This is a genomic window from Streptomyces sp. NPDC048290, from assembly GCF_040652095.1.
GTDB lineage: Bacteria > Actinomycetota > Actinomycetes > Streptomycetales > Streptomycetaceae > Streptomyces.
This window is the reverse complement of the sequence record NZ_JBEZLM010000008.1, coordinates 164539-183832: the sequence shown is the minus strand read 5'-3', so window position 1 is coordinate 183832 and position 19294 is coordinate 164539. Positions and strand designations below refer to the sequence as shown.

The window sequence follows — 19294 nt, the reverse complement described above, 5'->3', positions numbered from 1 at the left end:
CGTTCTTCACCGAACTCCGGCCGTCCCGCGCATAAAAGGGCAGCAAGCACCGCAAATCACTGCCAGTTGTCCACAGTCGAGTGACACGAACCGGTAACGGCAACAACAATGCGGTGATGGCGCCGCGCGGAACTTTTCACGCGTGGTGTTCGTGTTTGGGGTGGGCCGGATTCGCGTCACAGAGCGTCGGCCCGGTGACAAGAACGGGCCGAGGAGGGCCGGGTGACGACCTATGACGATCGAGCGAGCCTCACTGATCTGACTGCCACCGTGGACCGGGTGCGCAGCTCGGTGGAAGAAGTGATCGAGGGCAAGCCCGAGGTCGTACGGCTTTCGCTGACCGTGTTGCTCGCCGAGGGACATCTGCTGATCGAGGATGTCCCCGGCGTCGGCAAGACCATGCTGGCCAAGGCACTGGCGCGGTCCATCGACTGCTCGGTGCGGCGTATCCAGTTCACGCCCGACCTGCTGCCGTCGGACATCACGGGCGTGTCCATCTGGGACCAGCAGCGCAAGGACTTCGAGTTCAAGCCCGGCGCGATCTTCGCCCAGATCGTGATCGGCGACGAGATCAACCGCGCCTCGCCCAAGACCCAGTCCGCGCTGCTGGAGTCCATGGAGGAGCGCCAGGTCACCATCGACGGGCACAGCTACGAGCTGCCGAGCCCGTTCATGGTGGTGGCCACGCAGAACCCGGTCGAGATGGAGGGCACCTACCCCCTCCCCGAGGCCCAGCGCGACCGCTTCATGGCCCGGGTCTCCATCGGCTACCCCAGCGCCGAGGCCGAGCTCCAGATGCTCGACGTGCACGGCGCGGTGAACCCGTTGGACGACCTCCAGCCGGTGGCCCACGCCCATGAGGTGGTCAAGCTGATCGAGGTGGTGCGCGGCGTCCATGTCGCCGACGCGGTCCGCCGCTACGCGGTCGACCTGGTCTCCGCGACCCGTGCGCACCCCGACCTCAGACTGGGCGCGTCCCCGCGCGCGACGCTGCATCTGCTGCGCGCCGCCAAGGCGTCCGCCGCCCTGAGCGGCCGGGAGTACGCCCTGCCGGACGACATCCAGGCCCTCGCCGTCGCCGTCCTCGCGCACCGGCTGCTGCCCACCGCCCAGGCCCAGCTCAACCGGCGTACGGCCGAGCAGGTCGTGCAGGACATCATCCAGCGCACCCCGGTCCCGGCCGCGCCCGAGCACAACGGCGTGGGTCTCGGCCGCGGCGGATACGGCCAGCAGCCGCCCCGGAGGCTGTGATGAGCACCGCGGGTCATCCGGCGGGCCATCCGGAGGCCGACCGCGGCGACAAGGGCGGCGTCCGCACGGCCCTGGCCGGCCTCACCACCCGCGGACGCTCCTTCCTCGCCGCCGGGATCGCCGCCGCCATCTGCGCCTATGTCCTCGGCCAGAGCGATCTGCTGCGGGTCGGGCTGCTGCTCGCCGTGCTGCCGCTGGTCTGCGCGGCCGTGCTGTACCGCACCCGCTACCGGGTCGCGGGCAGCCGCCGCCTCTCCCCCGGGCGGGTCCCGGCGGGCGCCGAGGCCCGCGTCCATCTGCGGATGGACAATGTCTCGCGGCTGCCCACCGGCCTGCTGATGCTCCAGGACCGGGTGCCCTATGTGCTCGGCCCGCGCCCCCGTTTCGTCCTGGACCGGGTGGAGGCGGGCGGCCGTCGCGAGGTGTCCTACCGGGTCCGCTCGGATCTGCGCGGACGCTACCCGCTGGGCCCGCTCCAACTCCGCCTGACCGACCCGTTCGGCATGTGCGAACTGACCCGCTCCTTCTCCTCGTACGACACGCTGACCGTCATCCCCCAGGTGGAGCCGCTGCCCCCGGTGCGGCTGGCCGGGGAGGCGAAGGGGTACGGCGACGGACGCCAGCGCTCGGTCGCCCTGGCCGGTGAGGACGACGTCATCCCGCGCGGCTACCGCTACGGCGACGACCTGCGCCGGGTCCACTGGCGCTCCACGGCCCGCTACGGCGAGCTGATGGTGCGCCGCGAGGAGCAGCCGCAGCGCTCGCGCTGCACGGTCCTGCTCGACACACGCGGACTCGCCTACCGGGGCGCGGGCCCCGACTCGGCCTTCGAGTGGGCGGTGAGCGGCGCCGCCTCGGTCCTGGTGCACATGCTCGAACGGGGCTTCTCGGTACGCCTGTTGACGGACGACGGGACATCGGTGCCCGGCGAGGGCGCCGACGGTTTCGCCGGGTCGAGCCAGGAGTCCGCCGACGCGGCCGGGCTGATGATGGACACCCTCGCGGTGATCGACCACTCCGACGGCGACGGCCTCTCCCGCGCGTACGACCTGCTGCGCGGCGGCAACGAGGGCCTGCTGGTGGCCTTCTTCGGCGACCTGGACGAGGAGCAGGCGGCGGTGGCGGTCCGGATGCGCCAGCGCAGTGGCGGCGCGCTCGCGTTCGTCCTGGACAGCGACTCCTGGACGCGCGAGCCGACCGAGGTGCCGGGGCCGGACCGGGACAGCCAGGAGCGGCTGCGGATGCTGCGCGAGGCCGGGTGGACGGCGCTCGGCGTCCCGCGCGGCGCGGCGCTCGGTGAACTGTGGCGGCAGGCGGACCGGGAGCGTTCCGGTCTGGCCGTGGCCGGTGGCGGGGAGGGCTGGTCGTGAGCATGCGCGCGCGGATGGCGCTGATGGCGGCGCTGGCCACGCTGATGGCGTCCTGTGCCCTGCTGCCCCTGGTGGAGTCGCCGGGCTGGCTGCTCCAGGCGGCGGTGCTGCTGCTGGTGCAGAGCGGCGTGGGCATGGCGGCCCGGCGGGTGCCGCTGGCCCGCTGGATGACGATCGGCGCCCAGCTCCTGGTGACGCTGGTGCTGCTGACCCTGGTCTTCGCCCGGGAGTACGCGCTCGCCGGGCTGATCCCCGGCCCGCAGTCGTTCCAGCACTTCGGCGACCTGCTCCAGGCGGGCACCAACGACGTCGAGCGGTACGCGATCCCGGCCCCGCTGTCCGACGGCATCCAGCTGATGCTGGTCGGCGGGGTCCTGGTGATCGGGCTGCTGGTGGACGTGCTGGCGGTGACGTTCCGCAGCGCGGCCCCGGCCGGGCTGCCGCTGCTCGCCCTGTACTCGGTGGCGGCCGGGCTGTCGGACGGCTCGGGCGGCTGGGTGTGGTTCCTGATCGCGGCGGCCGGCTATCTGATGCTGCTGCTGGCCGAGGGCCGTGACCGGCTCTCCCAGTGGGGCCGGGTCTTCGCCGGTGGCCCCCGTCCCCCGGGCGGGCCCCCGGTGGACGGCGGCGGAGCGGTGGCGCCGGTGCGCACCGGACGGCGGATCGGTGTGGTGGCCCTCGGCATCGCCCTGGTGGTGCCGCTGGCGCTGCCCGCGATGGACGGCGGACTGCTGGCGAACGCCGGGGGCGGGGTCGGCGCGGGCAACGGCGGCGGGGGCACGATCTCCGCGGTCAACCCGCTGGTCTCGCTCCGCGACAGCCTCAACGTGGACGAGGACCGTACGGTGCTGACCCTGCGCACCGACTCCGACGACCTGTCCAACCTGTATCTGCGGATCGTCTCCCTGGACGAGTTCGACGGCACCACCTGGCGGCCCGCGAAACGGCAGATCGTCCAGGTCCCGGACGAGCTGCCCACCCCGACCGGCCTGGCCGGGGACGTGGACCGCACGGACGTGACCACCCAGATCTCGGCGGCCGAGTTCTACGAGCAGGACTGGCTGCCCATGCCGTACCCGCCGAGCGCCGTCGACATCGAGGGCCAGTGGCGGTACGAGCCGGTGGGCATGACCATGGTCGGCGACCACGGCCAGAACACCGGCGGGGTGACCTACGAGGTGACCAGCCTCGATGTGAACCCCACGGCGGAGCAGCTGGCGCAGGCGCCCGAGCCGCCCTCGCAGATCCGGCGGGAGTACACCCGGCTGCCGGACGGGCTGCCGCCGGTCGTGGAGCAGACCGCCCGGGACGTCACCCAGGGCGCCGCCAACCCGTATGAGCAGGCGGTCCGGCTCCAGGAGTACTTCGCGCTCAGCGGCGGCTTCACCTACGACACCGAGGTCGAGGTCGGCAGCGGGTCGGAGGGCGTCGCCCGGTTCCTGCGCGACAAGCGCGGCTTCTGTGTGCACTTCTCCTTCGCGATGGCCTCGATGGCCCGCTCGCTGGACATCCCGGCCCGGATCGCGGTGGGCTTCGCGCCGGGCACCATGCAGGCGGACGGCTCGGTGGCGGTCGGCCTCAGGGACGCGCACGCCTGGCCGGAGCTGTACTTCGAGGGCGTCGGCTGGACCCGCTTCGAGCCCACCCCGAGCCGGGGTACGACCCCCTCGTACACCCTGCCCGACCTGCCCGGCACGACCGTGCCCGAGCCGGAGGACTCGGCGCGTCCCTCGCAGGCCGCCCCGTCGCAGGAGGCGTCCAGCAGCCCGAGCTGCTCGGCGGAGGACAAGCGGCTGGAGGCGTGCGACAGCGCCGCGCCGAGCGCCGCCGGTGCCTCCGGCAGCGGCGGCCCGCCCTGGTACCAGCTCGTCGGCTGGACGCTGCTGGGACTGGCGGCGCTGGCCGTACCGCTGTCCCCGATGCTGTGGCGGGTCAGACGGCGAGCCGTGCGGCTGGCGTCCGCGCAGCATGTCCCCGCCCGGGAGGACTCCGGTCCGGGTGTCCGGCTGGACTCCCCGCCGGGCGCGCAGCCGGTCACGGACCATGTGCTGGCCGTCTGGCAGGAGCTGACCGACACGGCCTGGGACTACGGCATCACCCCCGACGAGGCGCTCACCCCGCGCAAGGCGGCGGCACGTATCGTCCGGCTGGGGCATGTCGACGAGACCGCCGCCGGGGCGGTGCACCGGGTGGCGGGCGCCGTGGAGCAGGTGCTGTTTGCTCCCGAACCGCAGTCCGTACCGGGCCTCGCCGAGGACGTCCGCCGACTGCACGGCGCGCTGCGGGCACGGGCGGGCCGCCGGACCCGGCTGCGCGCGCTGCTGGCCCCGCGTTCGGCCATCCGGGCGGTCTGGTCCCTGACCGACCGGGCGACCACGCTCCGCATCCGTACGACGGAGCGCTGGGCGGCGCTGGTGCGCAGGCCCAAGCCGTCCCCGTCGGGACCGCGCGGGGGCTGAGCGGGCGGGGTGCCGCCGCGCACCCGGGAGACACCAGGGCCCGAGCCGGTCGTCCGGCTCGGGCCTTTGGCGTGGGGTGTGGGTGTCGGCCCCGGGGGGGGCTGGCCCTGGGCTGGCCGTCTGGGGAGGGGGACGGACGGGATTGTGCCAGTCATGAGGGCGCCCGTCCCGCGTCCGGAGGGGCGCCCTGTCAGGGCACGGGTCGGGACATGGGGTCAGGTCGTGGGCCGGACATGACGCCGGGACGTGGGGCCGGGACGTGGGGCGGACATGACGCCGGGACGGAGGGCCTGGACGTGGGCCGGACATGACGCCGGGACGGGGCGCCAGGGCATGGCGCCAAGGCGCTCGGTCAAGGCACGAGGTCAAGGCCCAGGGCCGCTGGAGCCGGGTGGCTGGAGCCGGGGCCGCTGGTGCAGGCTCCCCCTGGTGCTGGGTCCGCCCCCGCACAGCCCCGTACCGCCACCGCCCCGGTCGCGGAACGCGTATGAGGGGCCACCGTCGGTGTGACGGTGGCCCCTCATGCGCGTCTGTCACATGGAGGTGATCGCGTGGATCAATGGCCGCCCTGCTGCTCGTCCCGGCGGCGCTGCCAGCGCTGTTCGATCCGGTCCATCATGGAACGCCTTTGGCGCCCCTGACGGCGGTCCTGGGGGCCGGCGGCGGCCTGCTCCCCTGGTCTGGGGGCCTTGCGCCAACCGGTCACCGCGAGTACCGCGCATCCCAGCATGACGAGGAACCCCACCACGCTGAGCCATACCTGCTTGGCGACCATTCCGGCCATGAGGAGCGCGATACCTACGAGGAAGCCGGCGACCGCCTGGTAGACCCGTCGCCGGGTGTACGTGCGCAGCCCGCTTCCCTCAAGCGCTGTCGCGAACTTGGGATCTTCGGCGTACAGCGCTCGCTCCATCTGCTCGAGCATGCGCTGCTCGTGCTCCGAGAGCGGCACGGAGTCCTCCTCATCGTGCAGTCGCCGGGGCGACCCGGGGGTCCCTTCAGGATAGGCAGGGAATCGCCCCCGTGAAACCCGCCCCTCTGCGCCAATTGGCCAACCGATTCCCGCCATGAAGCGTCCCGGCTCGCTGAGGCTTCCATTCCCCGGCGGCCGACCCGTCATGCCGGGGCGGTCTCCCTCGATCATACGGCGACAACCGCGCGATCGGGGGGCCTGTGGCGTACTCCATCGATGCTCAGCCGCTGATCAGCGGCGCGCCACGGCAGCGGCCGGGCGTAGCTCAGGCCCCTTGGGTCTCTCCGAGCACATGGAGCTGGGTGGCCACCGAGTGAAACGCGGGCAGCTCGGCCGCCGCGGCCTCCAGGGTGAGCAGCGCGTCCAGCGCGCCGGGCTCGGTGTCCACCAGCACTCCGGGCACCAGGTCGGCGAAGACCCGGACGCCGTGCACGGCACCGACCCGGAGGCCGGCGCCCTCCACCAGCGCGGTCAGCTGGTCGGCGGTGAAGCGGCGGGGCATGGGGTCGCCGGTGCCCCAGCGGCCGTCCGGGTCGGTCAGCGCCTGCCGGGCCTCGGTGAAATGCCCTGCGAGGGCGCGGGCCAGGACGGCACCGCCCAGCCCGGCGGCGAGCAGGCTGAGCACACCTTCGGAGCGCAGTGCCGCGACGGCGTTGCGGACACCCTCGGCGGGGTCGTCGACGTACTCCAGGACGCCATGGCAGAGCACCGTGTCGTAGCGGTCACGCTCGACCACGTCGAAGAGTCCATGGGCGTCGCCCTGCACGCCCGTGACCCGCTCGGCGACCCCGGCCTCGGCGGCGCGGCGCTCCAGTGCGAACAGCGCGTTGGGGCTGGGGTCGACGACGGTCACCCGGTGCCCGAGGCGGGCCAGCGGCACGGCGAAGTTGCCGCTGCCGCCGCCGGTGTCGAGGACGTCGAGGGCGTCCCGGCCGGTGGCCTTGACCCGGCGGTCCAGGGCGTCCTGGAGGACCTCCCAGACCACGGCGGTACGGAGCGAGGCGCGGGGTCGAGAGGGGTCCGGCACGGCAGTTGACTCCTAGGCGCGGCACCGCCGGTGGCAGGGGCGGAGCGGACGGGCTCGCCCTCCTGGCCGCGGCGGACCGGGCGGAGGGCCTTTCACACGCCACCACCCTATTGCCTGTGCCGCCGGACCAGGCCATCGCGGTGCGGGGCGGGAGCGTGGAATGTCCGGCCGTCGCCGTCCGTCCGGTGCCCTCCGATCCGCCACGCCGCCGAGGGCGCCCGGACGCCTGGGAGCCAGGACGTCTGGGAGCCAGCAGGTCTGGTGCGGGAGTCACCCGGTCTGCCGTGGGAGTCACCCGGCCCGGTGCGGGAGTCATCCGGCGTCCGGCATCTCGGTCTCCTCCCCTCGCGCCCCCGGTCCCTCCGCCCCTCGCCCCTCCAGGTCCCGACGGGGTGCCGGAAGGACCGGCTGGAGCAGCAGCATGCGTTCGACCAGCCGGACGAACATCGCGACGTCACGGATCAGGTCGTCGGCGTCCCTGCGGGTGGCCGCGCCCTGGATGCCCGCCTCGGCGCGGGCGCGGCGCCGGGCCCCCGCGGCGAACAGCGCGCTCCACTCGGTCAGCTCGGGGGCTATCTCGGGCAGCACCTCCCAGGCGCTGCGTATCCGGGGGCGGCGGCGGGCGCCGGTCTCCGGGCGGCCCCGGGCGGCCAGGACGGCGGCGGCGGTGCGCAGGGCGGCGAGATGTGCCGTGGCGTACCGCTCGTTGGGGGTTTCCAGAACGGCGGCCTCTTCGAGTCCGGCGCGGGCCTGGGCGAGCAGGTCCAGGGCGGCGGGCGGGGCCGTGGCCCGGCGCAGTACGGGGTGTACGTCGCTCGCCGGGCCGGTCAGTGAGGGTGCAGGGCCGGTGGCGCGACGCCGACGGGCGGCGGCTGCGGACGAGTTGGCCATGACGAACCTCCTGTCGTCTGTGTGACGGCTCTGTGGCCGTATGTGTCCATCGTGCGGTATGCCACTGACAATCCGTTCTGACCTGGGATTTTGCTTCGTTAGGAGGTTCGGGCTAACTTTTGGACTGACCAGTCAGTTCAAAGAAATACCCGGGGGAAGCCATGCGGGGTGCGGAAGGCGCCGAGGGCTCGGACGACGGCGCGGAAGGCACGGGCGACGGCATGGAGGGCGCCCGAGACGTCGAAGGCGCGGGCGGGATCGAGGTCCGTGGTCTCGGGCTCAAGGGCCCTCGCGGCTGGGCCTTCCGGGACGTCTCGTTCACCGCTCCGCCGGGCGGACTGGTCGCGCTGGAGGGACCGTCCGGCACCGGCCGTACGAGTCTGCTGCTGGCGCTCACGGGACGGATGAAGACGGCCGAGGGGACCGCGACCGTCGCCGGGATCCGGCTTCCCGGGCACCTCGCCGCGCTGCGCCGGATCAGCGCCCTCGCGCATGTCCAGGGCGTCACCGATCTGGAGCCCGCCCTGACCGTCGGCGAGCATCTGCACGAACGGGCGCTGCTCCAGCGCCGGTTCGGCGGCTCTCTGCGCGGGCTGCTGCGGCCCCGCGCGGAGCGTGCCTCCGAGGCGCGGCGGCGGATCGACACCGCGTTGGCCACCGCCGGACTCGACCTCGCGGCCCTGCCCAAGGGCGCGCGTACCGCCGTACGGGATCTGGAGCGGCTGGAGGCGCTGCGGCTGTCCGTCGCCCTGGCACTGATCGGGCGTCCGCTGGTGCTCGGGGTGGACGACACCGATCTGAAGCTCCCGGACGCCGGACGGGCCGACGCGTGGGCCGCGCTGCGCTCGGTCGCCGCGTCCGGGACCACGGTCCTGGCGGTGTGCAGCGACGCGCCCGGGGACGCACTGCGGGTCCCCGTCCGCGCGGCGGCGGACGAGCCCCACACCGGCACCCATACCGATACCGGCACCGATACCGGCGCTCACACCGACACGAAGGAGACGGGCGATGCGTTCGCCGAAGCTCGCGGCGCTTGAGCTGCGCCGGTTCGGGCGGGGCCGGCTGCCGCGGGCCGCCCTGGTGGCGATCCTGCTGCTGCCCCTGCTGTACGGCGCGCTCTATCTGTGGTCCTTCTGGGACCCGTACGGCCGGCTGGACCGGCTTCCTGTGGCGCTGGTGAACGAGGACGCGGGCGCCACGGCCGACGGGGAGAAGGTGCACGCGGGCGACGACATCGTCGCGGGGCTGCGGGAGAGCGAGGTGTTCGACTGGCGTGAGGTGAGCGCCGAGGAGGCCCGCGCGGGCGTCGAGGACGGCCGGTACTACCTGTCGCTGACCATGCCGGAGGACTTCAGCCGCCGGATCGCCTCCAGTGAGGGCGACACGCCGGAGACGAGCGCCCTGAAGGTGCGGACGAACGACGCGAACAACTACATCGTCGGGCAGATCTCGCGCTCGGTGTTCAGCGAGGTGCGCATGGCGGCGTCCACGAAGGCGTCACGGTCGTTCCTCGACAACATCTTCATCTCGTTCTCGGACATCCATGGCGCGACCGCCGAGGCCGCGGACGGGGCCGACACGCTCAAGGGCGGCCTGGGGAAGGCCGAGAAGGGCTCGCAGGACCTCGCGGACGGGCTCAAGGACGCCAAGGAGGGCAGCGGCGACCTGTCCTCGGGCCTGCACAAGCTCAGCACGGGTGCGGGCGACCTGGAGGAGGGTTCCGCGAAGGTCGCCGAGGGCACCCGGGCGCTCGCCGAGAAGGTCGACCGGATCGCGGGGACGGTGGGACCGTTCCTGGAGAAGAACGAGCAGGGCATCGGCGACACCGCGCGGTCCGTGGCGGACGCCGCCGCGACGATCCGGAAGAACCTCGGCACCCTGGAGGAGCGCGCCCCGGGCGCCGCCACCGGGGCGCGCGAGGCCCACGACACGCTCGCCGAGTCCTATCGCACGCGCTGCGCGGCGGCAGGGACCGGCGACATGGGGGACGCCTCCGCCGTGGACCCGGTCTGCGCGGACCTGAAGCCCGCGCTGGACGCTGCGGCCGAGGTCGCCGACCTCGCCGACGGGCTGGACACGCTGGTGTCGGACCGCGCGGAGGAACTGAAGGGGCTCGACGGTCATCTGGCCGACCTGGAGAAGCAGGCCAGGGCCCTGGCCGAGCACGCCCCACGGCTGTCGGAGGACCTGGACGAGGCCGTCGCGAAGATCGACGCCCTCGACAAGGGCGCCGCTCAGGTGGCCGCCGGGGCGAGGAAGCTGAACACGGGCCTGGGGACCGCCGAGAGCGGCGCGGTGGACCTGGACAGCGGTGTCGGCGACCTCAAGACCGGCGCCGAGGACCTCAACGGGGGCATGTTCAAACTGGTCGACGGCTCCGGCGAACTGGCCGTCGGACTGCACGACGGCGCCGCGCGGATACCCGACTACGACCAGGGCGAGCGCGACGACCGTACGCAGGTCATGGCCGACCCCGTACGGCTCGCCTCCGAATCGCTGCACAAGGCGCCCAACTACGGCACCGGTTTCGCCCCGTACTTCATCCCGCTGTCGCTGTGGGTGGGCGCCATGGTGGCGTACATGGTGATCGCGCCGCTGAACCGGCGTGCGCTCGCCGCGGGCGGCTCGGCGTGGCGGATCGCGCTGGCGGGCTGGCTGCCGGTGCTGGGCATCGGCGCGGCCCAGGTGACGGCCCTGATGGCGGTGCTGCACTGGCTGGTCGGCCTGGAGATGGCCCGCGCCGCCGGGACGGTCGGCTTCCTGTTCCTGGTGACGGGCTGCTTCGCGGCGATCGTGCAGTGGCTGAACGCCCGCTTCGGGGCCGCCGGACGCATCCTGGTGCTGGCCGTGCTGATGCTCCAGCTGACCTCGGCGGGCGGCACATACCCCGTCCAGACCAGTCCGGGCTTCTTCCAGGCGATCCACCCCTTCCTGCCGATGAGTTACGTCGTGGAGGCCCTGCGGCGGCTCATCACCGGCGGCGGTCTCGGCCCCGTGTGGCAGGCGTGCGCGGTGCTGGCCGCGTTCACGCTGGGCGCCCTCGCCCTGACCGCGCTGTCGGCCCGGCGCAAGCAGGTCTGGACGCTGGACCGGCTGCATCCGGAGCTGAGCCTGTGAGCGGGCCGTACGCCCCCCGTCGGGCGCCCGCCCCCGGCCCGGTGCTGTGAGAATCGGAGCCATGGAAAGCAGCAGCGCCACATCGGGGGCGGCGGCCCGCCGCGAGTCCACCCGGCAGAAGCTCTACGAGGCGGCCGTCACGCTCATCGCCGAACAGGGCTTCTCGGCCACCACCGTGGACGAGATCGCCGAGCGGGCCGGGGTCGCCAAGGGGACGGTCTACTACAACTTCGCGAGCAAGTCGGTCCTCTTCGAGGAGTTGCTGCGGCACGGGGTGGGGCTGCTCACCGCGTCCCTGAAGGAGGCGGCGGAGCGCACCGCGCGGGAGGGCGGCTCCCAGGTGGACGCCCTGGACGCGATGATCCGCGCGGGGCTGGAGTTCATCGCCCGCTACCCCGCCTTCACCCAGCTGTACGTGGCCGAGCTGTGGCGCACCAACCGGGCCTGGCAGTCGACGCTGCTGGTGGTGCGCAAGCAGGCGGTGGCCGTGGTCGAGGACGTGCTGCGGGGCGGGGTGGACAACGGCGAGTTCAGCGACGAGATCGACATTCCGCTGACCGCCGCGGCGCTGGTCGGGATGGTGCTGGTGGCCGCCCTGGACTGGCAGGCGTTCCAGCCGGAACGCTCCCTGGACGACGTCCACGCGGCACTGTCCCGGCTGCTCCAGGGCCGGGTGAGCGGACGCCCCTGACCCGCCCCGGCAGCGGGCGTGTCAGGACCCTCCGCACGCGAGAGAGCGCCGGTCCGAAGATGGCCACGTCCCCCGACGGGCCATCACCGAACCGACGCTTCCTCGTGTTCCCCCGAACCCCCCGTTCCCGGGCCCCCGTTCCCCGGTCCCCCGTTTCCCCGAGTCCCCCTGTGGTTCCCCCCGTGCTCCCCCGCGCGGTCTCCCCCACGGCTCCCCCGTTTCTCGCTCCCGCCGACCCGGGCCGGCGGAAGGAGCGGTCCGGGGAGGCGCCGTTCCGCCGCCCCGTGTCGGCGGTGCCGGCGCCTTGCCCCTTTCCGTGTCTCCACTCTCTCGTTCGCGCAGGTCGGGCCCCATCCGCGCGGCTACTCATCTCCGTGTCTAGGTACGGATACTCAGCTCTGTGCACGCGACCCCAGGACGCGTCGCCGCCGCCTGGCTACGATCGCCTCCGTGTCCGTACTCCCCCTGGTCTTCACCAGCGGCTGGGCCAGCGGTGTCAACGCCTACGCGGTGGTGCTGCTGCTCGGCCTCTTCGGCTCGACCGGACTGAGCGACGAGGTCCCCGCGACCTTGCAGCGCCCCGAGGTGCTGATCACGGCCGGGGTGCTGTTCCTGTGCGAGGCCGTCGCGGACAAGATCCCGTACGTCGACTCGGCCTGGGACACCGTGCACACCGCGATCCGCCCGGCCGCGGGCGCCTGGGTGGGCGCGCTGCTCGCCGGGCAGAGCGCCTCGATGCCGGAGCTGGCGGCGGGCGCGCTCGGCGGTGGCACGGCGCTGGCCAGCCACGCGGTCAAGGCGGGCACCAGGATGGCGGTGAACGCGTCCCCGGAGCCGTTCAGCAACATCCTGCTCAGCCTGGCCGAGGACCTGGGCGTGGCCGGGATCGTGACGTTCGCGATCTTCCATCCCGAGGTGGCGGCGATCATCGCGGGCGTCCTGCTGCTGCTCGGTCTGGTGGTGCTGGTCTTCCTGGTCTCCCGTATCCGCCGGTTCTGGCGCCGCCGGGCCCGGCGGCGGGAGGAGCGCCGGATGGCGGCGGGCGCACGGGCGGGCCCCGCTCCCCCGGCCTGACCGGAGCCCTCGTTCGGCCCCCGGCCCGCGATGTCAGTGGCGGCCGATACAGTCGCTGGCATGGGACGGATCGTGGTGGTCGGCGCCGGGATGGGTGCGATGGGGGCCGCCGCCCGGCTGGCTGTCGCGGGCCATCGGGTGGCGGTGTACGAGCGTGCGGAGACCTACGGCGGCGCGCTGCGGCGCTACGAGCGGGACGGCTTCCGCTTCGACACGGGCCCGGGGCTGCTGACCCTGCCCGCGGTCTACCGCGACCTGTTCCTGAAGACCGGCAAGGAGTCCCTGGAGTCGTCCGTCGACCTGGTGCAGGTCGACCCGTCGTCCCGGCACCTGTTCGCGGACGGCACGTCGGCGGCCCTGCCCAACGCCTCCCGCGCGGGCGTGGTCAGCGCGCTGGACGAGGCGCTGGGGTCCGGCGCGGGCGCCCGCTGGGGCGACTTCCTGGTGCGCGCCCGGGAGGCGTGGGACCGCACCAGGCGCCCGCTCCTGGAGGAGCCCCTGTGGCCGAACTGGCGGGTGCTGGCCGACCGCGAGCCCTACCCCTCCGTGCCGCACAAGCGCGTGCTGCGCACCCGCCGGGCCACCACGCTCGCCGAGGTGGGCGCGTGGGAGCTGCGGGACGCCCGGCTCACGGCCCTGCTGGAGAGCCACGCCCTGGCGCACGGTCTTGACCCGCGGACGGCTCCCGCGAGCGCGGCCGTCCTGCCCTACATGGAGCACGCCTTCGGTACGTGGAGCGTGGGCGGCGGGATGCGGGAGCTGGCCACCGCCCTGTACGAGCGCTGCCGGGCCCGCAGGGTGGAGTTCACGTTCGGCGCCGAGGTGACGCGGGTGCTGGACAAGGACGGCCGCGCGGCGGGCGTGGAGCTGGCCGACGGGGCGGTCGTGGAGGCGGACTTCGTGGTCGCCGGTGTCGCGCCGGAGGTGCTGGAGCGGCTCGCCGGGTCGGCCCGGCGGTCGGCGGACGCCGAGGAGGTGCCCGCGCAGCGCGGGCTCCCGGGCAGGCTGACGGTGCTGCTGGCCCTGCGCGGCGGCTGCCCCGAGGGCACCGCGCGGCGCATGGTGGTGCACACCCGGGACCGGGAGGCGGAGCTGGCGTCGGTGTTCGGTCCGGCGGGGGGCTCCGGTGACGGCGAGCCTACGGTCACCGTGCTGCGCCCCGGTGACCCGGCGTCGGTGCCGGACGAGGGCCATGAGGCCGTCACTCTCCGGGCCACGGTCCCGGCGGGTGACGCGTCCGACGCCGAGGCCACGGCCCAGCGGCTCATCACGGCCGCCGAGCGCGCGATACCCGAGCTGCGGGAACGGCTGCTCTGGCACGAGGTCCGCACCCCGGCCGACAGCGCGGAGGTCACGGGCGTGCCGGGCGGCGCGGTCCCGGCGCCCGCGCTGGCGGCGGACGGGGGGCGGCGGCTGCATCCGGCCAACTCCACCGGGCTGCCCGGACTGTTCACCGTGGGCGGCTGGTCCCACCCGGGCGGAGGACTCGCGCACGCCGGGATGTCGGGGGCACTGGTGGCGGGCCTGATCGTGGAGGGCCCGGAGTTCCGGGGCTCACAGTGAGCGCGCGGTGAGGACACGGTGAGCGGCACCGCGCGGGGCCCGTCGGGGACCGCCGGAGTCAGGCCCAGAGTCAGGCGAGTCCGACCGGATCGGGCGGGGCGCAACAGGGTCCGACCTGAACAGGAACCCGCGGATTCCGACGGGCCAGGACCTCAGAAGCGGTAACGCTCGTCGTACGACCCGCCCTGCGACGGCCCGTCGCCCTGCCCCTGGTACGGATACTGCTGCTCCGGCGGAAGCTCACCGCCGTACGGGTCGTCCGTGGTGCGCTGCTGGGGCACCCAGACGCCGCCGGGCGGGGTGCCGTCGGGGTAGCCGCCGCCGTACTGGTCCTGGGCGTAGCCCTGCTGTTCGTACCCCTGCGGGCCGTAGCCGCCGGTGTCGTAGCCGCCGCCGGAGCCGTACGCCTGGCCGATGTACGGGTCGGAGTAGGGGGCGTACGGCTGCTGGTTGCCGGGGTCGTAGCCGTACTGCTGCTGGTCGTAGCCGGTGTAGCCGTCGTAGCCGTAGGTCTGGTCGGCGCCCTGGGCGGTGGCGGCGTACTGGTCCTGGGGCTGGTTCGCGGTCGTGTAGGAGCCGGTGTCGGCGTACACACCGTAGGAGCCGGTGTCGTCGGGCATCGGCTGGGGCTGGTAGACGGCGGTGGACTCGGCGGGCGAGGCGGCGCGGGCGGGGGTGAAGACGTCGTCGCGCTCGTAGTCGTCCTGCGGCGGGGGGAAGGCGGGGCGCTCACCGGTGGCGTAGGCGTCGTCGCCCTGGTGGCCGAAGCCGCTCTGCTGCCGGTCGGTGTCGTCGTAGCCGCCCGCCTCCAGGTCGGAGACCTCCAGCGTCGGGTCCTGGTGCTCGGGCTCGCCGCGGCGGCGCTTGCTGCCGCCCGGACCGCGGCCGTTGACCGCCCAGCCGGACGCGAAGCCGCGGCGGAAGGAGAGCGTCACATAGGTCTGGCCGACCGCGAACGCGGCGGCGCCGAGTCCGATGACCACGACGGACGGGATGAGCACACCGACGACCACACCGAGGAACCCGCCGAACGCCAGCAGGCGCCAGCGCAGCCGCGCCTTGTACTGGAGCAGCACCTCACCGAGCAGCCACAACGCGACGATGCCAAACGCGATGTAGAGGACCGTCCAGCCCATGTACGCCCCTCTCCCTGTGGCCGCTCCGCAGTGTGTCGTACGCGAGTGCGACCGGTCTAGGTCCGCGGGGGATGGTGCAGACCCAGGTTCTCGTAGATTTCCAGCGTCGCCGTGGAGTTGTTGAGCGTGATGAAGTGCAGTCCTGGGACGCCTTCGTCCAGCAGTCGCGCGCAGAACTCCGTGGCGAACTCGATTCCAATGGAGCGTACAGCCGCCGGATCGTCCTTCGCTGTGAGGATGCGCTCTTTGAAGGTGGACGGAAGGTGAGCATTGCTGAGCTTTGGCAGACGCTCGAGTTGCCGGACGCTGGTGACCGGCATGACCTCGGGGATCACCGGTGTCGCACAGCCCGCCGCCGACACCCGGTCACGCAGCCGGAGATAGGACTCCGGCTGGAAGAACATCTGCGTGATGGCGTAGTCGGCGCCCGAGCGGCATTTCTCGACGAAGTGGGCGACATCACTGTCCCAGTCCAGAGAGCGCGGATGCATCTCCGGGAACGCGGCGACCCCGACACAGAAGTCACCGGATTCCTTGATGAGCCGGACCAGTTCCGCGGCATACATGAGGCCCTGCGGGTGGGCGACCCACTCGCCCATGGGGTCGCCGGGCGGGTCGCCGCGCAGCGCGAGCATGTTGCGGATGCCCGCGTCCGCGAACTGTCCGATGACATTGCGCAGCTCGGTGAGGGAGTGGTCGACGGCGGTGAGGTGGGCGACCGGGGTGAGGGTGGTGTCGGCGGCGATCTGCTCGGTCTCACGGACCGTGCTGGCGCGGGTGGAGCCGCCGGCTCCATAGGTCACGGAGACGAAGTCGGGAGCGACCGCCTCGACTCTGCGCAGCGCGTTCCAGAGGCTTCGCTCACCTTTGGCGGTCTTCGGCGCGTAGAACTCGAACGAGAACGTCTTCTTGCCGGTGGCGAGCATGTCGCGCACGGTGCGTGCGCGGTCTGTCCTGGTGGAAGCGGTTCCGAAGGCCATAACGGCAGGTTAGTGGCGGCCTGGCGGCACCCCAACCGGAGCCCGGAAATTTGCCCGATTTGCCGGGCTGCTGTCCACCCCTTGGACAGCCGTGGGACACGGGAGCGCCGAAACGCGCAGCTCGGCGTCCACCGCCCGGCTCCGCGCGGGGCCTCTCCCTGCGGGCCCGCGCGCGGGCCCTCCGCGCGGGCGCTTCCCGCGGGCCCTCCCTGCGGGCCCTCCGCGCGGGCTCTGCCCCGCGAGAGGCTCAGATCTGCCGGAGCCGCTTGCTGAAGTCCGCCGCCGCCGCTCCGGGGTCGTCCGCCTCGGTGAGGGCCCGAACCACCACCACACGGCGGGCGCCCGCCTCCAGCACGGCGTCGAGGTTCGTGAGGTCGATGCCGCCGATGGCGAACCAGGGGCGGTCGGTGCCCAGCGCGGCCGTGTGCCGGACCAGGGGGAGGCCGGGGGCGGGACGGCCCGGCTTGGTGGGCGTGGGCCAGCAGGGGCCCGTACAGAAGTAGTCCACGCCGTCCTGGACGGCCGCGGCGGCGGCCTCGGTGTCGGTGTGGGTGGAGCGGCCGATCAGCACGTCGGGGCCGAGCAGGGCGCGCGCGGCGGGCACCGGGAGGTCGCCCTGGCCCAGGTGCAGGACGTCGGCCCCGGCGGCGTGCGCGATGTCCGCGCGGTCGTTGACCGCGAGAAGTCTGCCGTGTCGTCGGCAGGCGTCGGCGAGCACCGCGAGGTGCTCGAGCTCCTCGGCGGCCTCCATGCCCTTGTCTCGCAGCTGCACGATGTCGACACCGCCCGCGAGGACGGCGTCCAGGAACTCCGGCAGGTCGCCTTGGCGCCGCCGCGCGTCCGTGCACAGATACAGCCGGGCGTCGGCGAGCCGCTCACGGGCGGTCGCCCCGCGGCCGGTCAGGGAGTCGGGCATGTGAGGTCCCCCCGGATCTCAGCTCGGGGCGTACGGGCACGGCGGCCCGTACGCCCCCATGGTGTCGGTACGGGCGATGTGGTGCGGGTGGATCAGTGGGTGCGGGTCAGACGGCGAGCGCCTGGGCGCGTCGCTTCACCTCCGTGCCCCGATTCTCGCTCAGCGCCTGGGCGGGGGTGCCGGGCAGGGTCGGGTCGGCGGTGAACAGCCACTGGATCATCTCTTCGACCGTGAAGCCGTCGTCCCGCAGCAGGGTCAAGGTGCCTGACAGGCCCTTGACCACCTTGTCCCCGTCGATGAAGGCGGCGGGGACGTGCAGCGCGCGGTTCTCCCCCCGGCGTACGGCGATCAGCTGGCCCTCCTTGACCAGCTGCCGAACCCGGGTCACCTCGACGTCGAGCTGTTCGGCGATGTCGGGGAGGGTCAGCCACGCGGGTACGAGAGCATCGATCTTTGCGTCAATCTCGGTCACATCACCAAGACTGCCATCTGGGACTGACAGCCGGTAGCCGGGCCGCGTCCGCCGGGCGGTCCGGGTCGCTCCCTCAGCCGGTGCGGACCGCCGATTTCAGCGGCCGGGCGGGGTCGGTGAGCAGGTCGGGGTCCATGGCGGCGCCCGCCTCGATCAGCCGCCGCCCCTGGGCCAGGTCCCTCGGGCGGCCCACCGCCAGCAGGGCGACGAGACGGCCCTCGCGCAGCCAGCAGACGGACCACGCGGGTCCTTCGGGGCCGCCGCGCCAGACGGTGCTGTCGGCGCCGCTGTGGTGCCCGGCGTACTGCACGAAACGGCCGAACTGCTCGGACCAGAAGTACGGCACCGGGTCGTAGACGGCGTCGGTCTGCCCGTCCTCGACGATGTTCCCGGCGACCGTGCGCGGCCCCTGGAGGGCGTTGTCCCAGTGGTGGACGAGGAGCCGCTCGCCGTAGCGGGCGGAGGGGAAGGAGGCGCAGTCGCCGACCGCGTAGACGTCGGGCGCTGAGGTCCGCAGGCGGGCGTCCGCGACGATCTCGCCCTGGGCGCCCAGCTCGATGCCGGAGCCGGTCAGCCAGGCGGTGGCGGGCCGGGCGCCGATGCCGACGACGACCGCTCCGGCGGCCACCCGGGTGCCGTCGTCCAGGACGACCGCCCCGGGCTCGACCCGGGTCACCCGCGCGTGGGTGCGCAGCGCGGCGCCGCTGTCGGCGTACCAGCCGGTCATGGGCGCGGCGACCTCGGCGGGCAGGGCCCCGGCGAGCGGCCGGTCGGCGGCCTCCACGACGGTCACCGCGCAGCCCGCCTCCCGCGCGGCGGTGGCGAACTCCGCGCCGATCCAGCCCGCGCCGACCACCACGATGTCGTGCTGGCGGGCGAGCACCGGCCGCAGCCGTTCGGCGTCGTCCAGCGTGCGCAGCAGATGGACGCCGGGGACGCCCTCGGTGCCCGGCAGGCGGATCGGTTCCGCACCGGTGGCCAGCACCAGCACGTCGTACGGGACCGGGCCCTGGCTGGTGTCCAGCTCGTGGTCGGCGGGGCGGACGCCGGTCGCCTCCAGGCCGAGGCGCAGCTCGATGCCGAGGGAGTCGAAGTCGATGTCGAAGGCGGAGTCCTCGGCCTTGCCGAGCAGGACGGCCTTGGACAGCGGAGGGCGGTCGTAGGGCTGGTGGGGCTCGGCGCCGACCACGGTCACCGTCCCGGCGAAGCCCTGTTCCCGCAGGGCCACCGCGGTCTGCACCCCGGCCATCCCGGCGCCCACCACGACCACCCGCCGCGGCTGCGCCGCCGTCTGCTGTCTGTCCACGCTCACCCGATCACTCCAGGCATCCGACACTCCGGGCATCGATGGTCCGTCGCCCGCCGGGACCGCCC

Annotated in this window: 16 protein-coding genes; 8 read left to right on the top strand and 8 right to left on the bottom strand. The window is 73.5% G+C overall.

Translation table 11 applies throughout. The features are described from left to right. Positions 1–222 precede the first annotated feature (222 nt). From AB0D49_RS16165 to AB0D49_RS16155, 3 genes are read left to right on the top strand one after another with little or no spacing between them, the layout of a single operon-like run. Complete coding sequence (locus tag AB0D49_RS16165; protein WP_362757403.1) at positions 223–1251, top strand: MoxR family ATPase; 1029 nt, start codon at positions 223–225, stop codon at positions 1249–1251. Beyond that, on the top strand, positions 1251–2621 hold the full coding sequence (locus tag AB0D49_RS16160; RefSeq protein WP_362757400.1) for a DUF58 domain-containing protein: 1371 nt from the start codon (positions 1251–1253) through the stop codon (positions 2619–2621). Before AB0D49_RS16165 ends, AB0D49_RS16160 begins: the two co-directional genes overlap by 1 nt. 2 nt (positions 2622–2623) lie before the next feature. Next, positions 2624–5080, top strand: coding sequence for a DUF3488 and transglutaminase-like domain-containing protein (locus tag AB0D49_RS16155; protein WP_362757750.1), 2457 nt, complete (start codon positions 2624–2626; stop codon positions 5078–5080). 556 nt (positions 5081–5636) lie between these two features. On the opposite strand, the gene AB0D49_RS16150 is transcribed toward AB0D49_RS16155, so the two are convergent. The 3 genes from AB0D49_RS16150 to AB0D49_RS16140 all read right to left on the bottom strand — a co-directional run bounded on the left by AB0D49_RS16150 (position 5637) and on the right by AB0D49_RS16140 (position 7971). Further along, on the bottom strand, positions 5637–6032 hold the full coding sequence (locus AB0D49_RS16150) for a DUF3040 domain-containing protein (RefSeq protein WP_362757398.1): 396 nt from the start codon (positions 6030–6032) through the stop codon (positions 5637–5639). A gap of 286 nt (positions 6033–6318) precedes the next feature. Further along, the gene (locus tag AB0D49_RS16145) at positions 6319–7080 is read right to left on the bottom strand and encodes a methyltransferase (RefSeq protein ID WP_362757395.1); all 762 of its coding nucleotides are present in this window, start codon (positions 7078–7080) and stop codon (positions 6319–6321) included. Positions 7081–7392: 312 nt separating this feature from the next. Continuing rightward, positions 7393–7971, bottom strand: coding sequence for an SAV_6107 family HEPN domain-containing protein (locus tag AB0D49_RS16140; protein WP_362757392.1), 579 nt, complete (start codon positions 7969–7971; stop codon positions 7393–7395). Between the two features lie 221 nt (positions 7972–8192). Between AB0D49_RS16140 and AB0D49_RS16135 the strand changes: the two genes are divergently transcribed. The 5 genes from AB0D49_RS16135 (at position 8193) to AB0D49_RS16115 (ending at position 14416) form a co-directional block, all read left to right on the top strand. Further along, positions 8193–9008 (top strand): ATP-binding cassette domain-containing protein, encoded by an 816-nt coding sequence (locus tag AB0D49_RS16135; protein WP_362757748.1) that lies wholly within the window; start codon positions 8193–8195, stop codon positions 9006–9008. Next, positions 8980–11088, top strand: a complete 2109-nt coding sequence (locus AB0D49_RS16130) for a YhgE/Pip domain-containing protein (protein WP_362757389.1) — start codon at positions 8980–8982, stop codon at positions 11086–11088. The genes AB0D49_RS16135 and AB0D49_RS16130 overlap by 29 nt, the downstream gene beginning before the upstream one ends. A gap of 61 nt (positions 11089–11149) precedes the next feature. Then, a complete protein-coding gene (locus AB0D49_RS16125; protein ID WP_362757386.1) occupies positions 11150–11779 on the top strand; it encodes a TetR/AcrR family transcriptional regulator in 630 nt (209 codons plus the stop codon). A 450-nt stretch (positions 11780–12229) separates the two neighbouring features. Continuing rightward, on the top strand, positions 12230–12853 hold the full coding sequence (locus tag AB0D49_RS16120) for a DUF4126 domain-containing protein (RefSeq protein ID WP_362757383.1): 624 nt from the start codon (positions 12230–12232) through the stop codon (positions 12851–12853). A gap of 60 nt (positions 12854–12913) precedes the next feature. Further along, positions 12914–14416 carry an NAD(P)/FAD-dependent oxidoreductase gene (locus AB0D49_RS16115; protein ID WP_362757380.1) on the top strand — a complete coding sequence of 501 codons (1503 nt, stop codon included), beginning with the start codon at positions 12914–12916 and terminating at the stop codon, positions 14414–14416. Between the two features lie 152 nt (positions 14417–14568). Here AB0D49_RS16115 and AB0D49_RS16110 read toward each other — a convergent pair whose 3' ends face one another. From AB0D49_RS16110 to AB0D49_RS16090, 5 genes are all read right to left on the bottom strand, one after another. Continuing rightward, a complete protein-coding gene (locus AB0D49_RS16110; protein ID WP_362757377.1) occupies positions 14569–15552 on the bottom strand; it encodes a hypothetical protein in 984 nt (327 codons plus the stop codon). Positions 15553–15608: 56 nt separating this feature from the next. Next, positions 15609–16532: a methylenetetrahydrofolate reductase [NAD(P)H] gene (metF, locus tag AB0D49_RS16105; protein ID WP_362757374.1), complete on the bottom strand. Its 924-nt coding sequence runs from the start codon at positions 16530–16532 to the stop codon at positions 15609–15611. A 247-nt stretch (positions 16533–16779) separates the two neighbouring features. Continuing rightward, on the bottom strand, positions 16780–17448 hold the full coding sequence (thiE, locus tag AB0D49_RS16100; protein ID WP_362757371.1) for a thiamine phosphate synthase: 669 nt from the start codon (positions 17446–17448) through the stop codon (positions 16780–16782). 106 nt (positions 17449–17554) lie between these two features. Further along, positions 17555–17920, bottom strand: a complete 366-nt coding sequence (locus AB0D49_RS16095) for an Rv2175c family DNA-binding protein (RefSeq protein ID WP_362757367.1) — start codon at positions 17918–17920, stop codon at positions 17555–17557. Positions 17921–17993: 73 nt separating this feature from the next. Beyond that, positions 17994–19265: an FAD-dependent oxidoreductase gene (locus tag AB0D49_RS16090; RefSeq protein WP_362757364.1), complete on the bottom strand. Its 1272-nt coding sequence runs from the start codon at positions 19263–19265 to the stop codon at positions 17994–17996. Positions 19266–19294: the final 29 nt, after the last annotated feature.